The sequence below is a fragment of the Marinomonas piezotolerans genome (assembly GCF_003362755.1).
Lineage (GTDB): Bacteria > Pseudomonadota > Gammaproteobacteria > Pseudomonadales > Marinomonadaceae > Marinomonas > Marinomonas piezotolerans.
In genome coordinates this window covers 65,085-85,752 of the sequence record NZ_QKRA01000001.1, presented here as the reverse complement: position 1 = coordinate 85,752, position 20,668 = coordinate 65,085, and the positions used below count along the sequence as shown (strand labels likewise).

14 protein-coding genes are annotated in these 20,668 nt (G+C 47.1%); 1 reads left to right on the top strand and 13 read right to left on the bottom strand.

Features of this window, described 5'->3' with window-relative positions; genetic code table 11:
• Positions 1-46: 46 nt before the first annotated feature.
• The 4 genes from DN730_RS00320 to DN730_RS00305 form a co-directional block, all read right to left on the bottom strand.
• Positions 47-997, bottom strand: coding sequence for a tripartite tricarboxylate transporter substrate binding protein (locus DN730_RS00320; protein WP_115466124.1), 951 nt, complete (start codon positions 995-997; stop codon positions 47-49).
• 88 nt (positions 998-1,085) lie between these two features.
• Complete coding sequence (locus DN730_RS00315) at positions 1,086-2,378, bottom strand: NAD(P)/FAD-dependent oxidoreductase (protein ID WP_115466123.1); 1,293 nt, start codon at positions 2,376-2,378, stop codon at positions 1,086-1,088.
• A gap of 55 nt (positions 2,379-2,433) precedes the next feature.
• The gene (locus DN730_RS00310) at positions 2,434-2,856 is read right to left on the bottom strand and encodes a RidA family protein (RefSeq protein WP_115466122.1); all 423 of its coding nucleotides are present in this window, start codon (positions 2,854-2,856) and stop codon (positions 2,434-2,436) included.
• A gap of 45 nt (positions 2,857-2,901) precedes the next feature.
• Complete coding sequence (locus tag DN730_RS00305) at positions 2,902-4,041, bottom strand: ornithine cyclodeaminase family protein (RefSeq protein WP_115466121.1); 1,140 nt, start codon at positions 4,039-4,041, stop codon at positions 2,902-2,904.
• Between the two features lie 182 nt (positions 4,042-4,223).
• Between DN730_RS00305 and DN730_RS00300 the strand changes: the two genes are divergently transcribed.
• Positions 4,224-5,051 carry a helix-turn-helix domain-containing protein gene (locus tag DN730_RS00300; protein ID WP_115466120.1) on the top strand — a complete coding sequence of 276 codons (828 nt, stop codon included), beginning with the start codon at positions 4,224-4,226 and terminating at the stop codon, positions 5,049-5,051.
• Positions 5,052-5,576: 525 nt separating this feature from the next.
• On the opposite strand, the gene DN730_RS00295 is transcribed toward DN730_RS00300, so the two are convergent.
• The 9 genes from DN730_RS00295 to DN730_RS00255 all read right to left on the bottom strand — a co-directional run bounded on the left by DN730_RS00295 (position 5,577) and on the right by DN730_RS00255 (position 20,574).
• Positions 5,577-7,418: a hypothetical protein gene (locus DN730_RS00295; RefSeq protein ID WP_115466119.1), complete on the bottom strand. Its 1,842-nt coding sequence runs from the start codon at positions 7,416-7,418 to the stop codon at positions 5,577-5,579.
• Positions 7,418-10,009, bottom strand: coding sequence for an AAA family ATPase (locus tag DN730_RS00290; RefSeq protein WP_211313803.1), 2,592 nt, complete (start codon positions 10,007-10,009; stop codon positions 7,418-7,420). Before DN730_RS00290 ends, DN730_RS00295 begins: the two co-directional genes overlap by 1 nt.
• Positions 10,002-11,504, bottom strand: coding sequence for a hypothetical protein (locus DN730_RS00285; protein WP_115466118.1), 1,503 nt, complete (start codon positions 11,502-11,504; stop codon positions 10,002-10,004). The genes DN730_RS00290 and DN730_RS00285 overlap by 8 nt, the downstream gene beginning before the upstream one ends.
• Positions 11,488-14,970 carry a DEAD/DEAH box helicase gene (locus DN730_RS00280; protein WP_115466117.1) on the bottom strand — a complete coding sequence of 1,161 codons (3,483 nt, stop codon included), beginning with the start codon at positions 14,968-14,970 and terminating at the stop codon, positions 11,488-11,490. Before DN730_RS00280 ends, DN730_RS00285 begins: the two co-directional genes overlap by 17 nt.
• 3 nt (positions 14,971-14,973) lie before the next feature.
• Entirely contained in the window at positions 14,974-16,407 is a 1,434-nt protein-coding gene (locus DN730_RS00275) for a protein kinase domain-containing protein (RefSeq protein WP_115466116.1), read from the bottom strand.
• 3 nt (positions 16,408-16,410) lie between these two features.
• A complete protein-coding gene (locus DN730_RS00270; RefSeq protein ID WP_115466115.1) occupies positions 16,411-17,109 on the bottom strand; it encodes a PP2C family serine/threonine-protein phosphatase in 699 nt (232 codons plus the stop codon).
• On the bottom strand, positions 17,109-17,807 hold the full coding sequence (locus tag DN730_RS00265) for a vWA domain-containing protein (RefSeq protein WP_115466114.1): 699 nt from the start codon (positions 17,805-17,807) through the stop codon (positions 17,109-17,111). Before DN730_RS00265 ends, DN730_RS00270 begins: the two co-directional genes overlap by 1 nt.
• A 117-nt stretch (positions 17,808-17,924) precedes the next feature.
• Positions 17,925-19,415 carry a sigma 54-interacting transcriptional regulator gene (locus tag DN730_RS00260; RefSeq protein WP_211313802.1) on the bottom strand — a complete coding sequence of 497 codons (1,491 nt, stop codon included), beginning with the start codon at positions 19,413-19,415 and terminating at the stop codon, positions 17,925-17,927.
• A gap of 235 nt (positions 19,416-19,650) precedes the next feature.
• Complete coding sequence (locus DN730_RS00255) at positions 19,651-20,574, bottom strand: LysR family transcriptional regulator (protein ID WP_115466112.1); 924 nt, start codon at positions 20,572-20,574, stop codon at positions 19,651-19,653.
• Between the last annotated feature and the right edge of the window lie 94 nt (positions 20,575-20,668).

Below are 20,668 nucleotides of genomic sequence, written 5' to 3'. Positions count from 1 at the left end.
ACCATTTTATTGTTATGTGGATTTCAAGCCCGTTGGTATGTCTTTGCTATTGATTGGCTTCTGCAAGCTTCTTGGCATTTTCGTAATCCAGCTCGATTACTTTTTCGGCATCATCCATATTTGTCCAATAGACACCCGCACCCGTGGTTTCTTGAAGCTGAATAATCTCTGGTGATTGCAGAGCATTTTGGGCAATGGATGCGATCTTTTCTTTCACTTCTCGCGGCGTACCCTTCTTAACAAACAGGCCGTTCCACAGTGTTTGAGGAATACCCGTCACTTCATTCAGTGTGGGGACATCTGGCGCAGTCACTAAACGATTGAAGGTATACGAAGTCAAAATTTTGACGTCACCAGAGTCTAAACATGGAAGAATTAGCTGAGTGGTTGTATTGGTGATGTCGGCATCACCATTTGCCAATGTTGCGCAGTTCAGTTCGTTAAATGCAGAATCCGCTGCGATTCGAATACCCAACTGGTCTGCCGCTTTAAACGTTAGCGCCGTTGGTAATGCTTGATAACCAAAGTGGCCTAATGAAATATCATTGGATTTAGAGTACTCAGCTAGCTCAGCCAATGTGTTGTAAGGCGCGTCAGCCTTAGCTGCGAGTACAAATGGATAATCAAGGAAGATCCCAACTGGTTCGAAGTCATCTTTTGAGTAAGGAGCATTCCCACTCAACACTTGAGACGTCACTAAGTCGACAACAAATGAGCCAATAACGCTGCCATCTGGACGAGATTGAGCCACCGTTGTTGCACCCAACACCCCGCCACCGCCAGGCTTGTTCACAACACTCGCTGGCACACCTGTTTCTTTAGACATTTCTTCGGCGATTTTACGTGTCAGTACATCTTCTAAATCACCTGGAGGCCAAGGCACAATAAAGCGTACTGGACGATTTGGATAATCTGCAGCCATAGCAGCCGTGGATGCGACACCGATTAACATGGAGCAGGCGATCGGAGCCAAAAGAAGCTTCGCGTTTTTAGTCATTGTTATGATTCCTTCTGTTTGCGATCCTTAAAAACTACACCTGCTCCTTCCTATCTTCTATGTCCCTTTAGGGACATTTTCTGTCTATTTAAAAGCGATCAAACCTGTAGGGTTTTGGATCAATGATAGGCGTTTCATTCGCAACAATGTCCGCTGCCAACTGGCCTGCAGCGGGCCCTGTTCCAAAACCATGACCAGAAAAGCCAGTCGCAATGGTTAAGCCTGGAATGCTAGCGATGCGATCAATCACAGGATTAGAATCAGGTGTTACATCAATCACCCCAGCCCAAGCTTCTTCAATAGAGGCTTTTTCAAACGCAGGCCAAGCGTTGCTTAAATTGTTTAACGCATCCTGATTTAGCTGGTGATTAACGGGAGGGTTGTTGACGCGAACTTTCTCCATTGGACTTGCGGCATTGGCGTTCCATTTTCTACCAAGCGCTAAGTCTTTGAAGAAGGTCGACCCAAACGATACTTTTAGAAAACTACGCTGATGCTTTAACTGATCTAAATATTTGTGACCTATGAGTAAGTGATCCAGCGTCACCGGCGCGTCGAGCTTACCTCGCTGAGTAATGATGTAGCCGCCATTTTGATGCTTTCTAAAAGAGAAATCAGGGCCCCCTACCGCAATATCCGTTGGACCTTCCATCGGTGCAGTACGCAGAACAGAACACACAAGTGGCAAGGTAGGTAGTGCAATCCCATGATTCCCCAAAAAGCGACGAGACCAAGCCCCTCCCGCTAACAACACTTGCTCACAGCGAATCTCTCCTTTTTCTGTCAACACACCGCTGATCTTTCCTGCTGTTGTCACTAGCGAACGCACGGCACAATGTTGGACAATCTTCGCCCCTCGTTGGATGGCTGCTTTGGCCATTGCAGGCACCGCAAGATGAGGCTCAGCCTTACCGTCGGTTGGTGTGTAAAGCCCACCTTTCCATTGGCCCACCCCGCCCGGCACAAACTGATGAATCTCTTTTTGAGACAGCATTTTTGAACCTAAAGACAAAGACTCAACGGACTTAAGCCACGCTTCATGCATTCCTAACTGTTCGTCGGTTTGTGATAGGAACATAATGCCAGATTGCTTATAACCGACATCACTCCCTACACGATCTGCCATCTGAGACCAGAGCGTATCAGCGACTAAAGCAAGTGGGACGTCATCGAGATGGCGACTGGTTTTACGAATCCAACCTAAGTTTCTCGAAGATTGCTCCCCAGCAATATGACCCTTTTCAAGTAGAACCACGGAGATATTACGCTCTGCTAACGCCAACGCTGCAGACACACCAGCAATACCGCCACCAATCACCACAACAGATGTCGAGCTTGGTAACTCATTATCTGTTGTTAAACGCTCAAGTGTTATCGTCATACCATTCCTCCGTGTAGGCTGAACTGGATCTGCCAGTCAGCCCACCACTGTTTTATTACATGGCCACTGTAATGGTTTCTACATCCGCTTCTGCTGCACCGCGATAGGCGGTCACTTCTAGCTCCACTTTATAAACGGTGGACCCCAGAGGAGGACAGGTAACCGTCGTGGTTGGATCGACGCCGCGGAACTTTGTACCAATAAACGCCATTACCTTTTCTGTGTCTGCGGGGTCCTGAATGAATACACGAGACACAACAACATCTTTCAAACTCGAACCGACTGCCGCCAAAGCACGTTCAATGTTTTGGAAGACTTGCTCAGTTTGTTCGATGGCATCTTCTGGTATTTCTTTGGTCTCTGGGTTTCGACCTGCGGTGTTGGAGACGTATATCCAGTTATCAACGGCAACAACACGAGAGTAACTAGCAATTTCTTCAAACTTTGAGCCGGTTTTCACTTTTACAATTTTAGTCATAAGTATGCCTTTATAGATCTTTTATTAAATAAATAGGAATGTGGGTTAAGCGAGTGCTGGGCTGTTCCAAAGGTTCAGTGATACACCGATTCCTTTTTCTACTGCGTTGCGATACACGACAGTGGCCCAAGCTACGTCCTCTACAGGCATACCACCGACTGACATAATGATAATTTCGTCGTCATTTTGACGGGCTGGCGTATCGCCGGAGACAATTGCTCCTAGATCTTCCAGTTCAGATTCCGCCATAAGCTTGGCGTCTATCATGTCCATAAAGCGCATGCCAACTAAAGGAATATGATTGTGCGCAGGCTTAGGAACTTCCTCATACCACGCCTTGTAGAGGCCAATACTGTCCATCACTTTACGGACGTTACCGCTACTCATGCCATCATCTAGGCTACAACTAGCAGGCATCGCTAAGAACGCTCCCGGCTTAACCCATTCATGCTTCACCATTGGGTAAAGAGACGGATCTCCGACTTCCCCAGAGTTACAGAACGACACCAGATCTGAACCGCGGACAACGTCTTCGATAGAATCAACAACCTGAATAGTTGTTAGCTGAGGATACGTCTCTTTCACCCATGCCACGAAACTGTCTAAATTTTTCTGGCCACGGCCTTTAATTTTGATGGTATCGATATTAGGACGAACCGCCATAAACGATGCGACGGTTGTTTTACCCATTACTCCTGGGCCAAGTAAGCCAATCACTTTGGCATCTTCACGTGCTAAATAACGCGCGCCGACACCTGGTATTGCGCCGGTACGGTAGGCTGAAAGCAGGTTTGCCGACATCATAGCCAATGGTGCACTTGTTTCGATGTCGTTCAAGATCATCATTAGAATAGAGCGTGGCAGGTCTCGCTCACGATTCGCGATATTTGATCCGTACCACTTAACGCCACAAGTCTGGAAATCGCCACCTAGGTACGCAGGCATAGCCATGAGTCGACGATCAGCAGTGGGCTTAGGCATTGTAGGGAAAGGAGACTCCTCTGGGAAAGTGATCATCGCGCCATGAGAGTCACTGTTTGGTCCCGCCATGCGGTAGTCACCTTGGTGCAGCAACGCAAACATCTGTTCCATTGTATCGACACACTGCGCCATATCCGTGACACCTGCTTTGATCATGTCTTCTTCGGACAGATAAATAAAATCAATCTTAGTATTATTGGCCATATTACACCTATACTTAACAAGTTAACTTTTGTTTTAATAGCTTCCATTACGACCTAAGTGAATCGTGCTATCTACTCAGTACAGTAATGAGTTTAGAAGAGAAAATATTGAAGAAACACGCCAAACGGCGATTTAGCGATTCAGCTCTGGGTTGATAACAAGAATATTTATAGGCTTAAGCAATGCGTACACCAGCAAAAGCGTGTTATGGAACGAGTGAGCAGCCTTGGTTTGTGCTCAATGCAATGAAAGGTTTTGCTCAATTCCAGCCTCAAGTGAAGAACATTTCTCAGATTTACCGATTTCAAGCGGGTGTGCAGGCCGGCGCCACCTTTGCAATTCCTGATGGTTGCATCGACATCATGTTCGATTGCTCTGGATCCTCTCCAAGTGCCAAGCTCTGCGGCTCAACATTGCGGGCTCAAAATGCCAAGTTGATAACGGGCCACGATTATATTGGTGTGAGATTTACTCCTGGAGTGCTGCCTAAGTATTTAAATGTGTGCGCTAAAGAACTCATAAATAAACGGCTGAACTTATTTGACCTGATCCAAGACCGAGACTTTCTTCTAGAGCAGCTAATCTCCAACCAAGATTTCAACGCACAAACTCAAATCATCCAGCAACACTTAGCAAAAGAAGCGTTTTCCAACCCGTCGAATAAAACTCTTATTGCACTGGATACGATTATAGAACGCTCAGGAAATATACAGATATCCGAGTTGGAGAGCCTTACTGGGATCAGTAAACGGACGTTACAACGCTTATTTCGAGAAGAATTAGGCGTCTCACCAAAGGAGTTCAGTCGAATCATTCGTTGCCAAACGGCTGTTAATCACATCAACCAACTGTCTGAAGTCACCTTCATCGAACTTGCAAACAGCCTCGGTTTTAGCGATCAACCCCATTTTATGCGCGAGTTTAAGAATCTCGTCAGCTCAACCCCATTTGCCTACCAACGCAAAATTCTCGAAAGCTCATATGCCTCTCGTATCCAGCAGATAAATTAATTGTTAGAGAACATCTTTCAGAAGATATAAAGAAAGAGGAAGCGAGATATTTAGGCTACTGAATAATGTAATTAGAAAGGGACAGTGCTTAACGACTGGATACAGATAAAAGTGATTTGGAATTGAATACACTATAAGAGGATAACTAGATGGTGGGTGTGGAGAGGTTCGAACTCCCGACATTCGCCTTGTAAGGGCGAAAAATCAAAAGAACTTTAACTTATCTCAACCAACACTTTGGGAAATTTCAAGTAAATCAGATTAAAAATCAACAACTTATAAAATAACTTATTGGTTAAAACCGAAATAGAAAAGACTGCTCATTGCTCATTGTGACCAATTTTTTAAAAAAATTGGTCACAAATCTAGGCATACCAATTATCAGAGTTTACACCAGTTTATGAGCTTCGCTCAACAACGAGCGCAGGTGATACAACATTGAATTTTTATAACTAGCTTTGAATAACAAATTTTTGAAAAAACTAACTCGTTGTTAATAAAGTAGAGTGAATTATTTTGGGAGAACTAGTTGCTACCGCTAAACCACCTCCCCAATGAAGAGAATGAATCAGAGACTTCATTATTTACCTTAAGTAGAAGATCTCTCTCACCCAGGCGGTTTTTTATCAAGTAACGATTAGTTCTACAGCTATCACAATGTAAACTAAATGTACTATTAGCTTGGCTTTTTAGTGGTATATTTCTTGAATCACACACTGGGCATTGTTGCAGTACTTTAATCTCTTCTATTCGTAATATTAAAGAATCAGCTTGTTCATGAGCGTTATTTTCTCTTAATACTTTTATCAACGCTGAGGAAAAATCATTAGAAACATCCTCAAGAACACATAAACTTGGCGGAATATCTCCAGTTAACTTCAATGACTTTTTATGTTTACTATTTGATGCACTTAAAAAGTCTAATAATTCCTGGGGGAGTTTCTGTATCGGCTCACCGTAGTTTGCAACTAAAAATTGGGTCATTGTGCGATCAACAAACCACCCCAACCTCTCTACACCGTACAAATCCATTGGTGATAGAGGTATTGCATTGTCACGATCAATAGAAGGCTTTAGCTCTTGGTCTATTGATGAGAAGGCAATCAGCGAGTTTGATTTTTCATAATTATGGTCATGAAAACCTAGCCATGTTTTGATCCGCAGCACATCAACCTGCTCTCTATTTTCTACTAATGTCCAGTCAAAACCTTCTCTGGTTAACTTAAACTCTCGTCCAGCCCAAACAAACACCTTCTCTTGTGATTCATATTTACACTCAACCTCAGCACTATAGGGTTTCAATGCATGCTGAAAATGGAGCCCAACATAACGACAATAGTATTCTGATAACTCTTGGTTACGGACAAATTGTTCTGCAGGTGAACTCTTTAATCTCTGTTGGTTTTTACTTAGCATTTCCCAAAGTATTGATAAATACCGATAGTGAGCATCGTGATTAAGGATGTTGGTACGGTGTAGTGCACCACCGATTTGCGTGTTACGGTTGATCAATAGATACAGACCGCTTTGTTTGAGGTTACAAATGCTGTGATGCATGGCCCGCAACATGGTAAGGGTTTCTTCCAGTAACGTCAGTGTTTCCAGTGTGGCTTCTTCATCAAAAGTTTGCCCCCAAAGATCACATACTTTGTAGGACAAACGATGGTGAATATCACGGTTGTCGTAAAACCTGAGTGCCTTGTCCAGTGTGTCGTTCAGTTGCTCAACAGTGCGGATACGCTGGGTTAAATGAGTATCAAGCTTATCTAGCAGGCGTGCATACACCCGGTTCTCGTAGATGTGGAAGTCATCTTCACTAAAACGGGCTTTTACTTTTTTGGGAACGACGCCACTCAGGGTTTGGCGTTGCCAGCACTCTGAGTGGGATGCTAGGTGTACCAGCGCACCTTTGGCCAGTCGTTTGGCGCGGGCTACATCGGTGATTTCTTCTTCATAGCGAATATCCAAACGAGGCCGATGAGATATCTGATGCAGGTGGCCTTTTTCAAGAATAATCTGCAGTTTTTTTTCCAATGGCAACAGGTGAGAATCAGCATCAACGACTGCAGAAGGCAGCATGGGGGACATTAGTTTGCTATCATGCTCCAGTTGTCTGCCAATGGTGGCAATAGCGTTTTCAAACAGGCTGATGTCCTGCTGTCGGTTTTTGTCTGGCATCAAAAACTGATGGTTTGTCTGATTCAGGCTGCAGCGCTCTGAGCCATCGCTGACCAGTATCTCCCCTGGATAAATATCGGAGTGCCCGTTCAGACACTCGGCATGCTTTCCTTCCCAGACATAACGCCCGGATTCGATCTGCATTGGCAGATCGAAGCATTTGGTATTGGTGAATCGATCAAACCACATTAGCCACCGCGCTCCTTGCGTTGACGGTCTGTTTCCAGCAGTTGCAGGGACTTGTCTGGATCGCCCTTAAGGTCGGTTTTGCTCCAGAAATCCTGCAATGCATCGCTGAGCTTCCCCACATCCTCGGCGGTAACATCGTAGCGGCCAGTCACCTTGCCATTACGCATCACTCGGGTAGACAGCAGGTGGTCGAGTGCTTCACCTTCTGTGGCTCCACAGGCCAGCATGACTGGAATAAAGCGCTTGGCCTGACGCTCAAAACGGTTGCCCCAGCCAAGGTCAAAGGTCTCAGCAAGTTGAGTGGTGATGTCGTGATCTGCCAATTGCTTGAGAAGCTCTTGCACTTGCGGCGTGTGCTGTTGGCTAGCTTGTTGAAAAGCTCTCTGTAAGGATGTGAATGAAAAGCTTGCTGAATCGTACTTGGTGATTTTGAATCGATTGTCCTGCTTCGGCAGCGTCATCACATGGGCGCGGTCGTAGGTCTTGTCGGCTAGCTCGTTGGTGGTTTCGTCGTGGTTGGCGGTGCCGATAAACCAGACGTTACTTGGCACCAAAATCTGGCGGCCTTCTTTCAATCCTTTAGGCGCATTGGGCAGCGCGGTTTCGGCCAGACTGATTAATCGTTCCTTGCGGTCGTTTTTCTCCAGTGCTGATAAAAACTCAGAGAAATACTGTTCCGGACGTGAAAGGTTCATCTCATCGAGCAGAATCACGTTGCAGGTATCACTCCAGCGTGGAGTCTGCGCCTGATACAGGGCTTGCAGGCAGTCCTTTTCGTAAAACTTGCGCTCAAAGGCGTTGTAATGACCCAGCAGATCATCACGATCGCGCCAACCAGCCTGAACAGCAATATCGGTACAGAAACCGCCCATAGCTTTGGCGAAAGCCTTGGCTAGGCTGGTTTTACCTGTGCCACTGATGCCCTGGAATACGTGTAACTGACTCATGGCCAGGCCACCGAGCAGTGTGCGGATATCCTCGATTGGATAGTAGAGTTTTACACGCTCGGCCAGGGCAATGCGGTGTTGGAGCTCTTCGGCAAAGGTGGACAGATCCGGGATATCTTCCAATTCCATAGTGGCCTGGAAATCCTTGCCAGTATCCATACCAGACATTGCTGGGAATGGTGTCTGGGTCTTGTGAGCATCGGTCAGCTGGCTGATACGGCTTTCAAGGTCATCGATATGAACCTGCAAGGTATTTTTATGCTGGGTCAGAAGTCGGTTTTCCTGCTCTTTACTGTAAAGCTCGGTTGCTGCAATTCGTTTATGAGCCGCTTCTGTTTGCGCTTGTAAGAGCTGGGGGCGCAGCTGGGAAAGTTCTGTTTCCAGATCAGACACACGACTACGCAGGAACTCGTTGGTTTCTTGCAGTTCGGCAGTGTCGGATTCATTCAGCTGACGTTCTAACTGGCGATTTTGATCTTTCAGGTTGTCCAGCTGCTGCAAAAACTCTTCTGCTGTTTGGGAGCCAAGCGCGTTTTCCAGATCCCTAAAGCTGGATAGCTGGTCTTTAAGGTCGTCGATTTTTCCCCAGTTGTCATCTAACTTGGCGTTTAGCTTGTCCAGCGCAATTGAGTGTGACTCGCGCTCACGCTCCATAGCTTCGTCTACCAATGCATCAAGGTTTTCTTTGGCTTGACGAAGATCCTCCCATTCGGCATCGATTTTTTGACGTTCAACAGACAGTGTGAACTCAATTTGCTGTCGGTCATTTTCGATACGTTGTTGGGTAAATTCGTTGCCAAGGTCCAGATCCAGTTTGTAGGTCTGTTTATCCTGTTTCAGCGCTTGCCTGGCGTTTTCAAGCAAGGCTTTTTCTTTGGCAAATTTGGCCTGTTCAGTTGCAAGTTGAGCGCTACTTTGCTCCAGCTGTAAGTCACGTTCATCCAAGGCACGTTTACGTTCTTGTTCTGCCGCCGTCAGTTCTATTTGGGCCTTCTGAATCGCCAGTTCCAATTCGTATTTCTGTTTTTGCAGCTCTGCAAGAGCCGTCTTAAAAGTCGCTTTTTCATCTTGATGCTGCTGCTTCAGCTTTTCCAACGCCTTACGGTTTTGCTGTTCAAAATCGGCTTCAGCATTTAATTCGCGTGCACTGATTTCTCGCTCGCGTTTGGTCAATTCACCTTGTAGTTTGGCTTGTAGGGTTTGTTGTTGTTGAAGTTCTTCTTGTTGTTCTGAAAACTCAGCTTGGGCATCAGCAAGTTCCTGAGAGAGCTTTGCTTGCTCGTGTTCTTTGCTTTCGGCTTCTTGCCATTTTTGATTGCAGGTATCCCAGCGAGCACTGTATTCCTGCTCCAGGTTTTGCTGGTACTTGCCAATCTCCTTGCAGACGTCCGCAAAGCTTTGAATCCATTTTCCGAACTCATTTGCCTTATCGGCGGGAATGGCGTTGATCAGCGCTTTCAGATATTGCTGATCAACATTAATGTTCAGTGAGTTATTGGTGCTTTGATAGATCTTGCTGGCGCTCTCAAAAGATGCCGTCCACATGGGCACCTGTTTTTCGAGGTTCATAGCAGGCGTTGGCTTCAGGGCTGCTGCTGTATTTCCCTGTGGCGGAGGGGTTGGACGATTTTGTTTCTTAGCCATTAATCCATTCCTTGAAGTGTTCGGTAAATTGCAGCGCGTAGTCGATATGTTGCTGCGCAATTTCCAGTGTTATTTCTGTGTACTGTTTGCCGGTATAACGGCTATTACCGTGGCTGGTCTGATTGCGTAAATCCGCCAGATCGAGCAGTTTGCGAAGTTGTAGCCGTTGGTTGGTGAGCTGTTTAAACGGGTGATTGTCGTGGCCGAGTGAACCTAAGGCAGCGGCGAATACCAGGCCTTTTAAAGAGCTGGATGGTGTTCGTAAGGTACTGATGGCCACCTTCAGGCTTTGTCGTGACAAAGGCTCGATTACCTGATCGGTAAAAGCAGGCAAGGCCAATGCGGTCAGCAGCTTTTTATTCAGCTCGTGATTGTTTTTACTCTGCTTAGGTAATGAGCCTGTGTTGGCAGGAAAGGTTTTGATCAACCATTGCATCAAAACCTCCAGCAGTTTCTGGCTCTCGGTAACCGCCGCTTCCAGGTCATTTTTGTGATCCTGGCCTTGCTCGAGTGTTTCTTTACGGGTGAGCAGCACCGCAATGGCCGCAGCAATGTCTGGTTCTTTTTGTGCCCATGGATAGTTCACTAGAACATGCAACTGAGATTGCTCCTTCAAGCTCTGTAGCCATTCGGCGACTGTTTGTGTATCTGGCTCGGCTTGCCCAATCAGCTTCGCGAGCTGTTTAAGCAGGTGGTTATTGTTTTCCAGCAATTGGGGAAGGGTATCCTTCAGCCACCAGGCTTCGTCGCGAATATCGAATGGGTCTTTGATGCTCCAAAGATTTGAATCATGGCTGGGGGTCACCCAAACCAGAATCCAGGCAGACTCCGGTTGTTCAGTTTGAAAACGGATACCTGATAATTTGATCTGCTTTGGAATACCGCTACCGGAATGTAGCTGTTTGGCTGCCCGGTAATCAGCCCGGTAATCCTGCCAGGCATTCAGTGCGCCTTTGGTATCTGGCTGTGAGCAGTCTGATTTTGGGGGAGCTGGCTTAAAGGGTTTCAGGGTATATCCGGTCTTACGATCCTGAACAAATTCGGGGTATTTGGATTGGGGATTACTGGCTTCCATCACCTTGAGTTTGTTATCAATCCGTGGCCATAGTTTGCCGGTAACGGCATCCTGAAACAGATAACCGCTGGCCAGCTGCTCACTTTGATTGTCTTCCTCAGTGATGGCTTTGATGCCGTTATCAGTAAGTTCGGTTGCTTGATCATTAATCCAGCCACGACTTACTAGCTGAGCCTGAATCAGCTTGATCAAGTTGGTGTGTAGGCCAGTCAGCTGTGCAATGTCTTCGGCGTCGTGGGTTTTGGCCCGAATCAGGCGCAGCACGGCTTTCTGAAACAGGTTCATCGTGGGCTGTTTTACCTCTGGGTACAACACTCGGTGAACCATAACTGGCCATAACACGGCAAGCACTTTATCGTGCTTGCAGGGCGGACGACGCCCATATTTCAGGTAGGTTGAGGAATCAACGAAGGCTGCCATGGTCACCTCCACACAGTTGATAGAAGGCCTGCAGAGCAGGAACACCTTCTTCGGCATCCGGATTGGTGGCTAATTGAGCGTCGCCCACACAGATCAGCATCTGACGTTGACGGCTCATGGCCACGTTCATACGGTTAGGCAAGCGCAGGAAGCCAAACATACGGTTGAGTTGGGTTTCGTGGCTTTCCTCTGCCAACTTCTCTGGTTCGTTATTATTGAGGGATTTTGCTGGTTTGGGTTTGTGCCATGTGCGTACACAGGAGAGCAGTACAATGTCGAATTCTTTGCCCTGGAAGGCATCGACGGAGCCAACACGTAGTCCTTCCTCAACATCTATCGTCCCGTCGCTTTTGGGTTTGAAAGCGAATTTAAATCGTTGATGCGGTTCGTAGTCATCGGCGCTTTTAATGAAGAGTGGTGTGTTATCAACGAGAGTGTTTGCCAGTGTTTTCAGTATCAGGTCGCGTTGAGCGGCATAAAAAGTGGTGACACCAACTGAAAGACGGTTATCTCCTGAGTGGGAGTTGATTTCAGCTTCAAACAAGGCTTTGACTTCTGCGGCGATACATTCAGCTTCTGCCTCGCGAATCCAGCTTTTGTCTTGCTCGGTCGATGTACCCTCAGATGCTGGTACATCAATCCATTGGCAAACCTTGTTGTCGTAGTTTGCCTGGCGATTACCAAGGGCTTTCAAAAACTCAGGCTCAAAGGCAAAGTCACTTTCCGGGCGATCGGATTTCACCTTGTCCATACCAATGGATTCGTAGAACTGCTGGCTGACAAAATCCCCCAGTATCGGATGCATACGGAACTGCGTATCGAGCATCACCACACGCTTGGTTTCATCCTGTTGCTGCAGTTTGCTCAGTAAGGAACGCATACGCTCGAACATGCTGGTGCGATAAGCCTCGAGTTGCTGTTCTGTCAGCTGGTGCTCTTCCTGAAGCTGGCCCTCGATATCAGGTTCCAGCATATGTGGAAGCTGGCGATCATCCCCGACCAGAATGATTCGGCGCTTCGCCATAGACATAGGGATGAACAGGTCCAGAGGATTGGCGCGAGCGGCTTCGTCGATAACGACGGTATCAAAGTCGATTTCTGAGCTGTCCAGCCCAGCCACGGACTTCAAGCTTGCCATCTTGTTGCCTGCGGCCTGCTGGCAGGTTGCGCCGACGACCATGGCGTATTCTTCTGTTGTCGTCAGCGCGGCCTGGCGATCTGTTTCGATACTGTTCGCCAGTTCCTGTAACGCCCAGGCAACGCCTTGTTTGTGTTGCTGCATCTGTTGATCAAGAGCGCTTTCGATCTGGTCGATCAGCTTTAGCCCAGCGTCATCCAGAGACTGTTTCAGCTCCGGTGGGCGGTAGTCGGGCAGATGCTGATCTAGTAATCGGTTTTGCAAATCTTCGAGTAATTTCAGTAAGCCGTCGTCTGCCTGTTGAGTTTGAGCAGCTTGCTCCAGTATCGCTTGGTCTTCGTGCTGGAAGCGGTAGAGCTGACGCTTCAGTTCTCGCAACAGGTCATCGGCACGCAACGATCCATCATCAGCAAAGCTGGTGGGCGTAATTCGCAGCCCTCGGATAAACCGCAGCGTGTTTTGGTTATGTTCGATATTGCTGGTTTTTGGGGCTTTTCTTTTTTGCTCTGCAACATAGTCTTCAAATTCACTGATCAGCCGGGATGGCAATCTGACTCGATGCTGCTCCAGTTGCTGTAGCTGCTTAAGTAGCAGGCTCAGTTGCCTGACATATTGAGCAGGTGAATACTGGCTTACCCGCAACAGCGCCAGACTGGCGTTGAGTTCATCCAGTTGCTTTAGCAACGGCTGTTGTTGGTATTGCTGGTCAATTTGCTCATTCAGGTATTGAGCCTGAGCATCGACCCAGCGACCAAAACCGCTTTCTTCTTCGGCACTGCCTTTTTTACCACCAACTCGTGTTGCGGGCAGGTTAAAGACCTGGCTGCGATCCAAGGCGTTATCGACAGCATCGTGTTGAAAGCTGCTGACCAGCACCTGACCGCTGAGGTTTTGTTCCTCAAACTCTTCTGCCAGTCGGCGTTGAAGCGCGGCGATTACCTGGGTTTTCCCTGTGCCAGGTGGGCCAATAATGATCGCGACATCCGGTGTGTTCAGAGCGGTTTCCAGGGCAAGCAGTTGCTTGTCGGTAGGCTTGCCACCCTTGAACGTTTCTTTGGCGTAGGACGTCAGCCCTTGGATTTTGCGGCGACGATCCGAAGGGATCGATACACCTTCCAGTAACGATTTGAGTTGCGGCATGCGTTTGCCAGAATCGATCGCCTGGCGAGCAATCATACGACGCTTGGCAATGGTGCACTGACCCGCTAGGGAGAGATAAAGCCAGCCGTCTTTGGGCTTGTCGTTTTTATCGGCTGACTTTTGTGGCAGGTCAAAGCGGGGAATATCTTTTTTGCGGTCTGATGCCGGTGTAAATACCAGATGATCCTCTTCAAACCGTATTTCACCACGAGCATTTTCTTGCTGCGGTTCGGCTTTATTTTCGGTTCTCAGCTCTTCAGCCCAATCGGGGGCTTGATGTGATAAATCCACTTGCTCGGATTTTCCAATGTCGAGTGATCGCCAGCGTTCCTGGAACTCTTTGAATGCATCACTGGACTTGGGCCAGATCCGCCAGCGGTTGGTACGACCATCTTCAAAGGCTTCTGCATGGGTAAAGCGTAACGCTTTCAGGGTCTCTGCCTGTTTCAGGGCAATGGCCCACTCCTTGTCGTTGTACAGATTCCAGAGCTCCAGATAGCTGCCGTTGTCTCGCAGGGCTGCGTCCAGAGTTGCTTTGTGGGTTGCGCTATTCAATGCAGCTGTAGCGCTGGCATCCTGAAAAGAGAAACTGCCCGAGAGCAGAGAAAAGCCATTATCGCGACGAGGATGTCGGGTAATACGACGGATCAAATGACGCCCGTCTTTTTCGGCTTCGACGTCAGCACGCCAGCCTTTGCCCAGCAGTTGGAAACCCTTTCCTGACCCAGAGTTGCTGAAGCGGGCTATGGCCAGCCAGTGTTCTTCAGTCGCCTCGGGAGACTGGCTTGTTACCACAAAGTGCTCTTGCAGCCACTGACCCGCCAATTCAATGTCGTTTTCTTTGATTTCCTGTTTGGTGAACAAATCATCGGAGATCAGGCCGTCGACACCCAATTGCAGATCCAGCGCAGTGACCTCGACGGGTGCCAGATACTGCAACTGCAATGTGTTTTTTTCTACTTGGGCCAGCATCCAGCGAGTCTGATCGCGCAGTGTCAGGCTGGTTAAAAATGGCCAGTCCTGAGCGGAGCAGGATACCTGAATATGTTCCATCTCCTGTTGGAGCATCCAGCCATCGTTGTAGGGCATCAGGCTGACAGGCTGGTTTTCCCGAAGCCCGGAAAGGTCTTCGCTTGAGCGCAGATTAATCAGATCACTGGCAAAATAAGGGAATTCATGTAATTGCATAAATCACCACCGAAATTGCCAAAAAACGTGGGTTTCTGCCGGGCTGTCCAGGTGAATGCAGTAAGGCTCCTGGTTCTTTCCACGGGTTTCTGATTTCAGAGGGATCTTTTTTCTGAACTCTTTCATGTTGTCGTCACCACGGGAAATGTGTAGAGGATCAACAGGCGTGATAACCAGCTTCGTTTCTGAATATTCAATCTGAATATGGTCGCTGGGAACTCTGTCGTAACTGAAAGACGGCATCAGGCGTTTCAGTTCTTTCTGGTCACCGGGTTGCAGGCAAACCCTCCTTCCTGTGGCAATCTGGTTACCATCCAGCTCCGGGTATTTATCCTGCTTTTCGGTTTCTGAAACCCTGATGAACTCCTCGAACAATACCAGTTTCGGGTCGACCGGTGAGTCACAGAAGAAACAGCAGACGTCATCCATACACTCAGTGTCAGAAGGCAGTATCGTTTGGCCGTTGCACTCCTTGCACTTAAACAAGTGCTCATCGACTTCTGTCAATGCTTCCAGCCATTCCGCCATGGATGGGCGTGACAACGGGGTTTCTTTACCTACGCCGAAGGTTTGTTGGAATAACTCCGGCAGTTTACTGTTGTCGATCAGTTGAATCGGCAGATTGGTGAAGCACTCGTTATCCGGGTTGTCTGGATCATTGATCCAGGGATGCTTACCACGAAGCGCTTCGTCTTCCATCTCGGGTTCGCCGTCGTTGATCATTTCGCCCTTTAACGGATGGTTATGGGTGAGCAACTGATAAGCAATGACTGCAAAGCTCCAGCAGTCTGTCAGGCTGGATAGCATGGCCTCGCCACGAACGACTTCCGGGGCACCATAATCCGGCGTATGTACGGTTAAACTCGAGTGGGATTCATAGCTGATGTTGTCGCAGTCAATCAGCCAGGTTTCGGCATGGTTCGGGTCGTCTGAAACAAAGATATTATCGGGAGAAATATCACCGTACAGCATGCCACGGCTATGCAGTTGGTTAAGAGTCCGGGCCAGTTGGCAGAGGATACGGATGCGACGACGTAAGCCGCCCTGATCCAGATAGTTCTGAATATGAGGGGCCGGGTTCTCTTCCGTTGCGTTATCATTGGCCTGGATAAAGCTATCAAGGATGGATTTTAATGGGACCATGCCATCCATCAACTCCATGGCGTAGGCCATGCGCGGCTCTTTCATCAATGTCAAAGGCCGCGCCAGTTTCAGGTCGGCGATGTCCTGTCGTATCAGCCATTCAATATGGCCGCGCCATTTCTTCTTCGCAGTCTCATCTTTATTTGTGAAGCCTTTGATGAGTACTTGAGGCCGGTCGGTGGTGAAAACCACACCCTGACCGCCTTCAGCCAGTTTTTCTTTGAGCTCGTACTTCATGCCCCGCACATCTTCCAGTGGCGGTAGCTTCTTCTTTTTACTGCCTGGGTTACTCATGATCTATTCAGTCCTGAATATGCCTGCAATGCTTTTGTCATCCCCGTGTCTTGGGGTGGTCCATTCGTTCAGCTCTTTGGTCAGCCAGCGTTTGCAGCGGCGTTTGTTACTGCGCTTTAACTGCTGAAAAATCGCATCAAAAAAACCTTCCAGGTGCTCTGGAATCAAGTCATCTGATATGCCATCAGTCATCAGCAGTACGCCGTCACCAGGCTGGGCCAGAGTGAACTCAACGCTCGTCCAGTCATGATCTTTGGCCTTGGAGAGTGTTTGTGTCTGATTGCCAAAGCCATCTCTCAAGGAGGTAACCACTCTGAGCTGCCCCTGGCTCTTGATAAGCAGTAATCCATCCCCCACCTGGGCGGCCATGCCACTTCCAGCTGGAGTGACAGAGGCCCAGAGGCAAGTGGTCTCAAACGCTGAGTGACTATCGCCAAAGTGGCTTAGCCAGAATTGCTGTATCTGTTGGCTGATCTGCAACGGTGTTGAATTGAAACCAGCCTGCAGCTCTAGCGAGCGTTGAACACTCTGGACGCAGTAACGGGAGCCTATGTAGCTCAGTGGTCGACTGCCCAGTCCGTCGGCAACAGAAATACACCAGCCCTTTTGGATGCCGCGCACGAGCACGGCATCCTGGTTAGGAGTGTGTTCGAAGAGGTGAGCCGGGCCGATTACTGAGCTACCGGTTGCAGCCAGTTTCATCAGAAGTCTAGCTCTTCGTATTCATCATCTTCGTTTTCCAAGCTGACAGAAGTCGCTGGAATCACTAGAGGGGTAACTTGGTTCGGCGTGGTTGAACGACTTCTCGTAGTTACACTCATAGTGACAGCCTTAAAGAAGCGATGAATATCTCGTGCATTTTCTGCTTTGAAAACTGGTGCTTCAATGTCATTAGTAAAATCGTTTAATAATGAAATATCTGCATCAGCACCAATGCCCATAGCAAAACGGGTTGCTTTACTTGAGCGCTCTCCGCTCAGTAATTGTTCAAATGGAGCTTTAATATCATCTGTAGGATGACCATCAGATACTAAAATAATCACTGGTTTATAGGCACGAGAAGGAATTTTATCGATATCTTCAATTAGTTTTGATACCAATTCAAAAGCTGCGCCCATCGGAGTCCCCCCCATTGCAGGTAAAGGCTCGAAAGACTCTATTTTATGAGCAGCTATAAGAGGAAGGTGAACTTCTGCGTTACCACCAAATGTTATTAAGGAAACCTGCAACTCGGCACGCAAACGACTTTCACCAGAAAATGTACTAATCATGTCTTTCAGCGCAGAATTAAGCGCTTCAATTTTTCCATTAACGGACATGCTTCCACTGGTATCAGCCATTACAATTACAGGTAAAGGGCGGGCAGTCTGAGTTTGGAATTGTTTTAGGCTATGAGCCATAGTTTTTCTATCCTTGTCTTAAATTAAAACAGTAGCGTCTCGATAAGAAAGTTATCTAAATTAATTCACCTAATAACTTAATATACGGAGAGGTTAGCTATATCCATGCCAAGATTCTTAGTTATCTATTTTCACCCTATGTTTTTCAATCCAATTATTTAATGTTTGATAGTTTTTTAGGCCCAAAAGCTTAGCTGCATCGGACTTATTGCCTTGGGATGCTAACAGTGCTCTCGGCACATAGTGACCTACCAACTCCGAAATAATATCTTGTATATCAACACCTTGAGACACATCCCTATCTAGCAGGCCATCTTGTTTTTGTGACCGATGGAAAAATGCTTGCTGCATTTCCTCACCACTAATGAGTTCATCACTACTCCATAGTGATGCTCGTAGTATCGTAGAGCGTAGTTCGCGAATATTGCCAGGCCAGAGATGCAGTAGGATAAGATTTTTTGCATCAACAGAAAGTTTTTTATCTTCGAGCGCTTTATCTTGTTTTGCTAGGCCTGCAAGCAGCGTTTCAGAGAGATGCAGTAGATCTCCTTCACGACTTCGTAAAGGAGGCAGTGTTAGCACGCCAACCGCTACACGATAAAATAAGTCTTCTCGAAACCCCCCATTGGCGATGTCTTCGATAAGATTTCGATGTGTCGCAGTAATAATTCTGACATCAACGGATTCTTCTTTTTGAGAGCCTACTGGCGTGACTAAGCCCTCTTGTATCGCGCGAAGTAAACGCACTTGAGCAGCTGTTGTTAATTCACCAAATTCATCCAAGAATAACGTACCACCATGGGCTTGCTGAAAAACACCCGCTCTATCTGAGGCTGCCCCCGTAAACGCTCCTTTTTTATGGCCGAAAAGCGTCGTATCGATTAATTCTGGCGGTATTGCTCCGCAGTTCAATGCGATAAAGGGCTGATTAGCACGCCGACTAACGTTATGTATAGCTCTGGCAAATAGCTCTTTACCGGTACCCGTTTCACCTTGAATCAAGACTGGCACTTCACGTTCTGCCAAAATCTGCGCCTGTTTCTTAAGGCGCAACATATTAGGGTCTTGTGTGATGATGTCATCAAATGCAGCATGAACGAGTGCTTGGTCATTGATCAGATTCGCTAAATGTTGGTCATTCACTGACACCGCACTAGGAATGTATTCAGCAGCAATATTGAACGGAATCTCGACCTGCTCAACCCCTTGCTCACGACTAGATTGATAAAAGGTCACCGGGTACTTAGTTTTACCTAGTAATATCCATACCGCCTGCATTGCTGGCGTGCCAGGCGAAAGTAAAATCGAGAGATTTGATTGGCCAGAGTGAAGACGCTGGAGATGTCGGTCAGCCACTTGGTAAATGCTGGTAAAATCTATTGGCGAATTGAGCGGCTCATGGTGAGATTCAATCGAAGGTGCAGAGTCCCTTAAACGTTCAACTAGCCAGGACTTATACTTTCGAAGTTCACTCGATGAATAAGAACTTAAAAGAACGACCCTGCTAAACTGGAAGGCCTTCAGGGTACTTAGAACTGGGCCTTGATCAGTACAGGTAATTGCTTCAAGGTCACGCTTACCTACCCAGGTTAGTAAAACTGCTTCCATACACCCCACTTTAAGTTTTTCCCTGCAACTACCAACGATCCAATAACCAATAAAACCTATCACAAGCTTCAGTAATAAGAAATCACCGGGACTATATAGATACGGTATCGAACCGCTACATTTTAGCTAGCCAATTTAAACAGTATTCAATTTAGAATGCTTGCTAATTAAAAATACAGTTAATTAAAGTAGCGTATTACTACTTATATATTTCTTCGACAGAAGTGCTTGGTTATCATTTTTTGGTTTCACTCTCTACTAAACCAAACTCAGGCATTTCTTTCGCAGCATGTAATATTGACTCAGTAAATCGTGAAAGTGACGCATGGGGTCTAGTATTCGTTGGATACGATATTCCATAAGGGTAATAAATTGCCGGCTCAAATGGTCGCGTGATGACGCCATTGGCCTTCCATACGTTTGCTGCAAATGGCTCCACTACTGCGACCGCCAGCCCTGCAGCAATCATAGAATATCCAGTGTGGGAGGTATCGATCATAATCGTTTGATTGAGCTTATCTTTTACCGAACTCAGTACTCCGCCTAACTCGCTCCAGTATACGGGGGAGCTGTCCACGACCTTCAGAACAGACTCGCCAATCAAGTCTTCCGCACAGATCACCTTTTTCTTCGCTAATGGATGATCATATCGCGCTGCAAAAACAAAACGAACTTTGCCGATAGATCGCCTATCGATCCCCGTTAGTGATGGAAGCTCCAGCCCTACCGCGGCATCGACCTGATTACTTTGCAGTTTTGCCACCAATTCAGACATACTATCAGTGTGAATAGTGATCCTTTCATCTGGGTAATATTTTAGATGCTCTTTTAGCGCCATCGGCAGCAAGGTCGTTGCAATGGCTGAAGTGCTGGCAATTTTTAACTCGGTAGGCGCCTTTGCACGAATTTTTCCTGCCACGACTTCCAGTTTTTCAAGACCGAGAAAGCTTTCTTCAACGGAACGAAAAAAGTCTGTGGCCTCTAAAGTAGGCAGTAAACGCCCTTTTTTCCTTTCAAAAAGTCGAAAACCCAAATGATCTTCCAAATCTGCTAGCAATCTACTCACAGCTGGTTGAGAAATATGCATTTCTGCTGCGGCAGCCGCTGTTGTTCCTCTCAACATGATGAATCGAAACGCTTCTATTTGCCTAAATTTCATTCTCAACCCTTTTCAATAACATTCAGTTATCGACTATGCATTAATATAAGTGGATGTCATTTAATTTAATACACATTATAGAAATCAGTAAAGA

Bases quoted from the DNA above. Each gene is read 5' to 3' on its own strand.
- DN730_RS00260 (WP_211313802.1), bottom strand. From the start codon at position 19,415: ATGGAAGCAGTTTTACTAACCTGGGTAGGTAAGCGTGACCTTGAAGCA.
- DN730_RS00300 (WP_115466120.1), top strand. From the start codon at position 4,224: ATGCGTACACCAGCAAAAGCGTGTTATGGAACGAGTGAGCAGCCTTGG.
- DN730_RS00320 (WP_115466124.1), bottom strand. From the start codon at position 997: ATGACTAAAAACGCGAAGCTTCTTTTGGCTCCGATCGCCTGCTCCATG.
- DN730_RS00270 (WP_115466115.1), bottom strand. From the start codon at position 17,109: ATGAAACTGGCTGCAACCGGTAGCTCAGTAATCGGCCCGGCTCACCTC.
- DN730_RS00280 (WP_115466117.1), bottom strand. From the start codon at position 14,970: ATGCAATTACATGAATTCCCTTATTTTGCCAGTGATCTGATTAATCTG.
- DN730_RS00285 (WP_115466118.1), bottom strand. From the start codon at position 11,504: ATGGCAGCCTTCGTTGATTCCTCAACCTACCTGAAATATGGGCGTCGT.
- DN730_RS00310 (WP_115466122.1), bottom strand. From the start codon at position 2,856: ATGACTAAAATTGTAAAAGTGAAAACCGGCTCAAAGTTTGAAGAAATT.
- DN730_RS00275 (WP_115466116.1), bottom strand. From the start codon at position 16,407: ATGAGTAACCCAGGCAGTAAAAAGAAGAAGCTACCGCCACTGGAAGAT.
- DN730_RS00315 (WP_115466123.1), bottom strand. From the start codon at position 2,378: ATGACGATAACACTTGAGCGTTTAACAACAGATAATGAGTTACCAAGC.
- DN730_RS00305 (WP_115466121.1), bottom strand. From the start codon at position 4,041: ATGGCCAATAATACTAAGATTGATTTTATTTATCTGTCCGAAGAAGAC.
- DN730_RS00265 (WP_115466114.1), bottom strand. From the start codon at position 17,807: ATGGCTCATAGCCTAAAACAATTCCAAACTCAGACTGCCCGCCCTTTA.
- DN730_RS00255 (WP_115466112.1), bottom strand. From the start codon at position 20,574: ATGAAATTTAGGCAAATAGAAGCGTTTCGATTCATCATGTTGAGAGGA.
- DN730_RS00295 (WP_115466119.1), bottom strand. From the start codon at position 7,418: ATGTGGTTTGATCGATTCACCAATACCAAATGCTTCGATCTGCCAATG.
- DN730_RS00290 (WP_211313803.1), bottom strand. From the start codon at position 10,009: ATGGCTAAGAAACAAAATCGTCCAACCCCTCCGCCACAGGGAAATACA.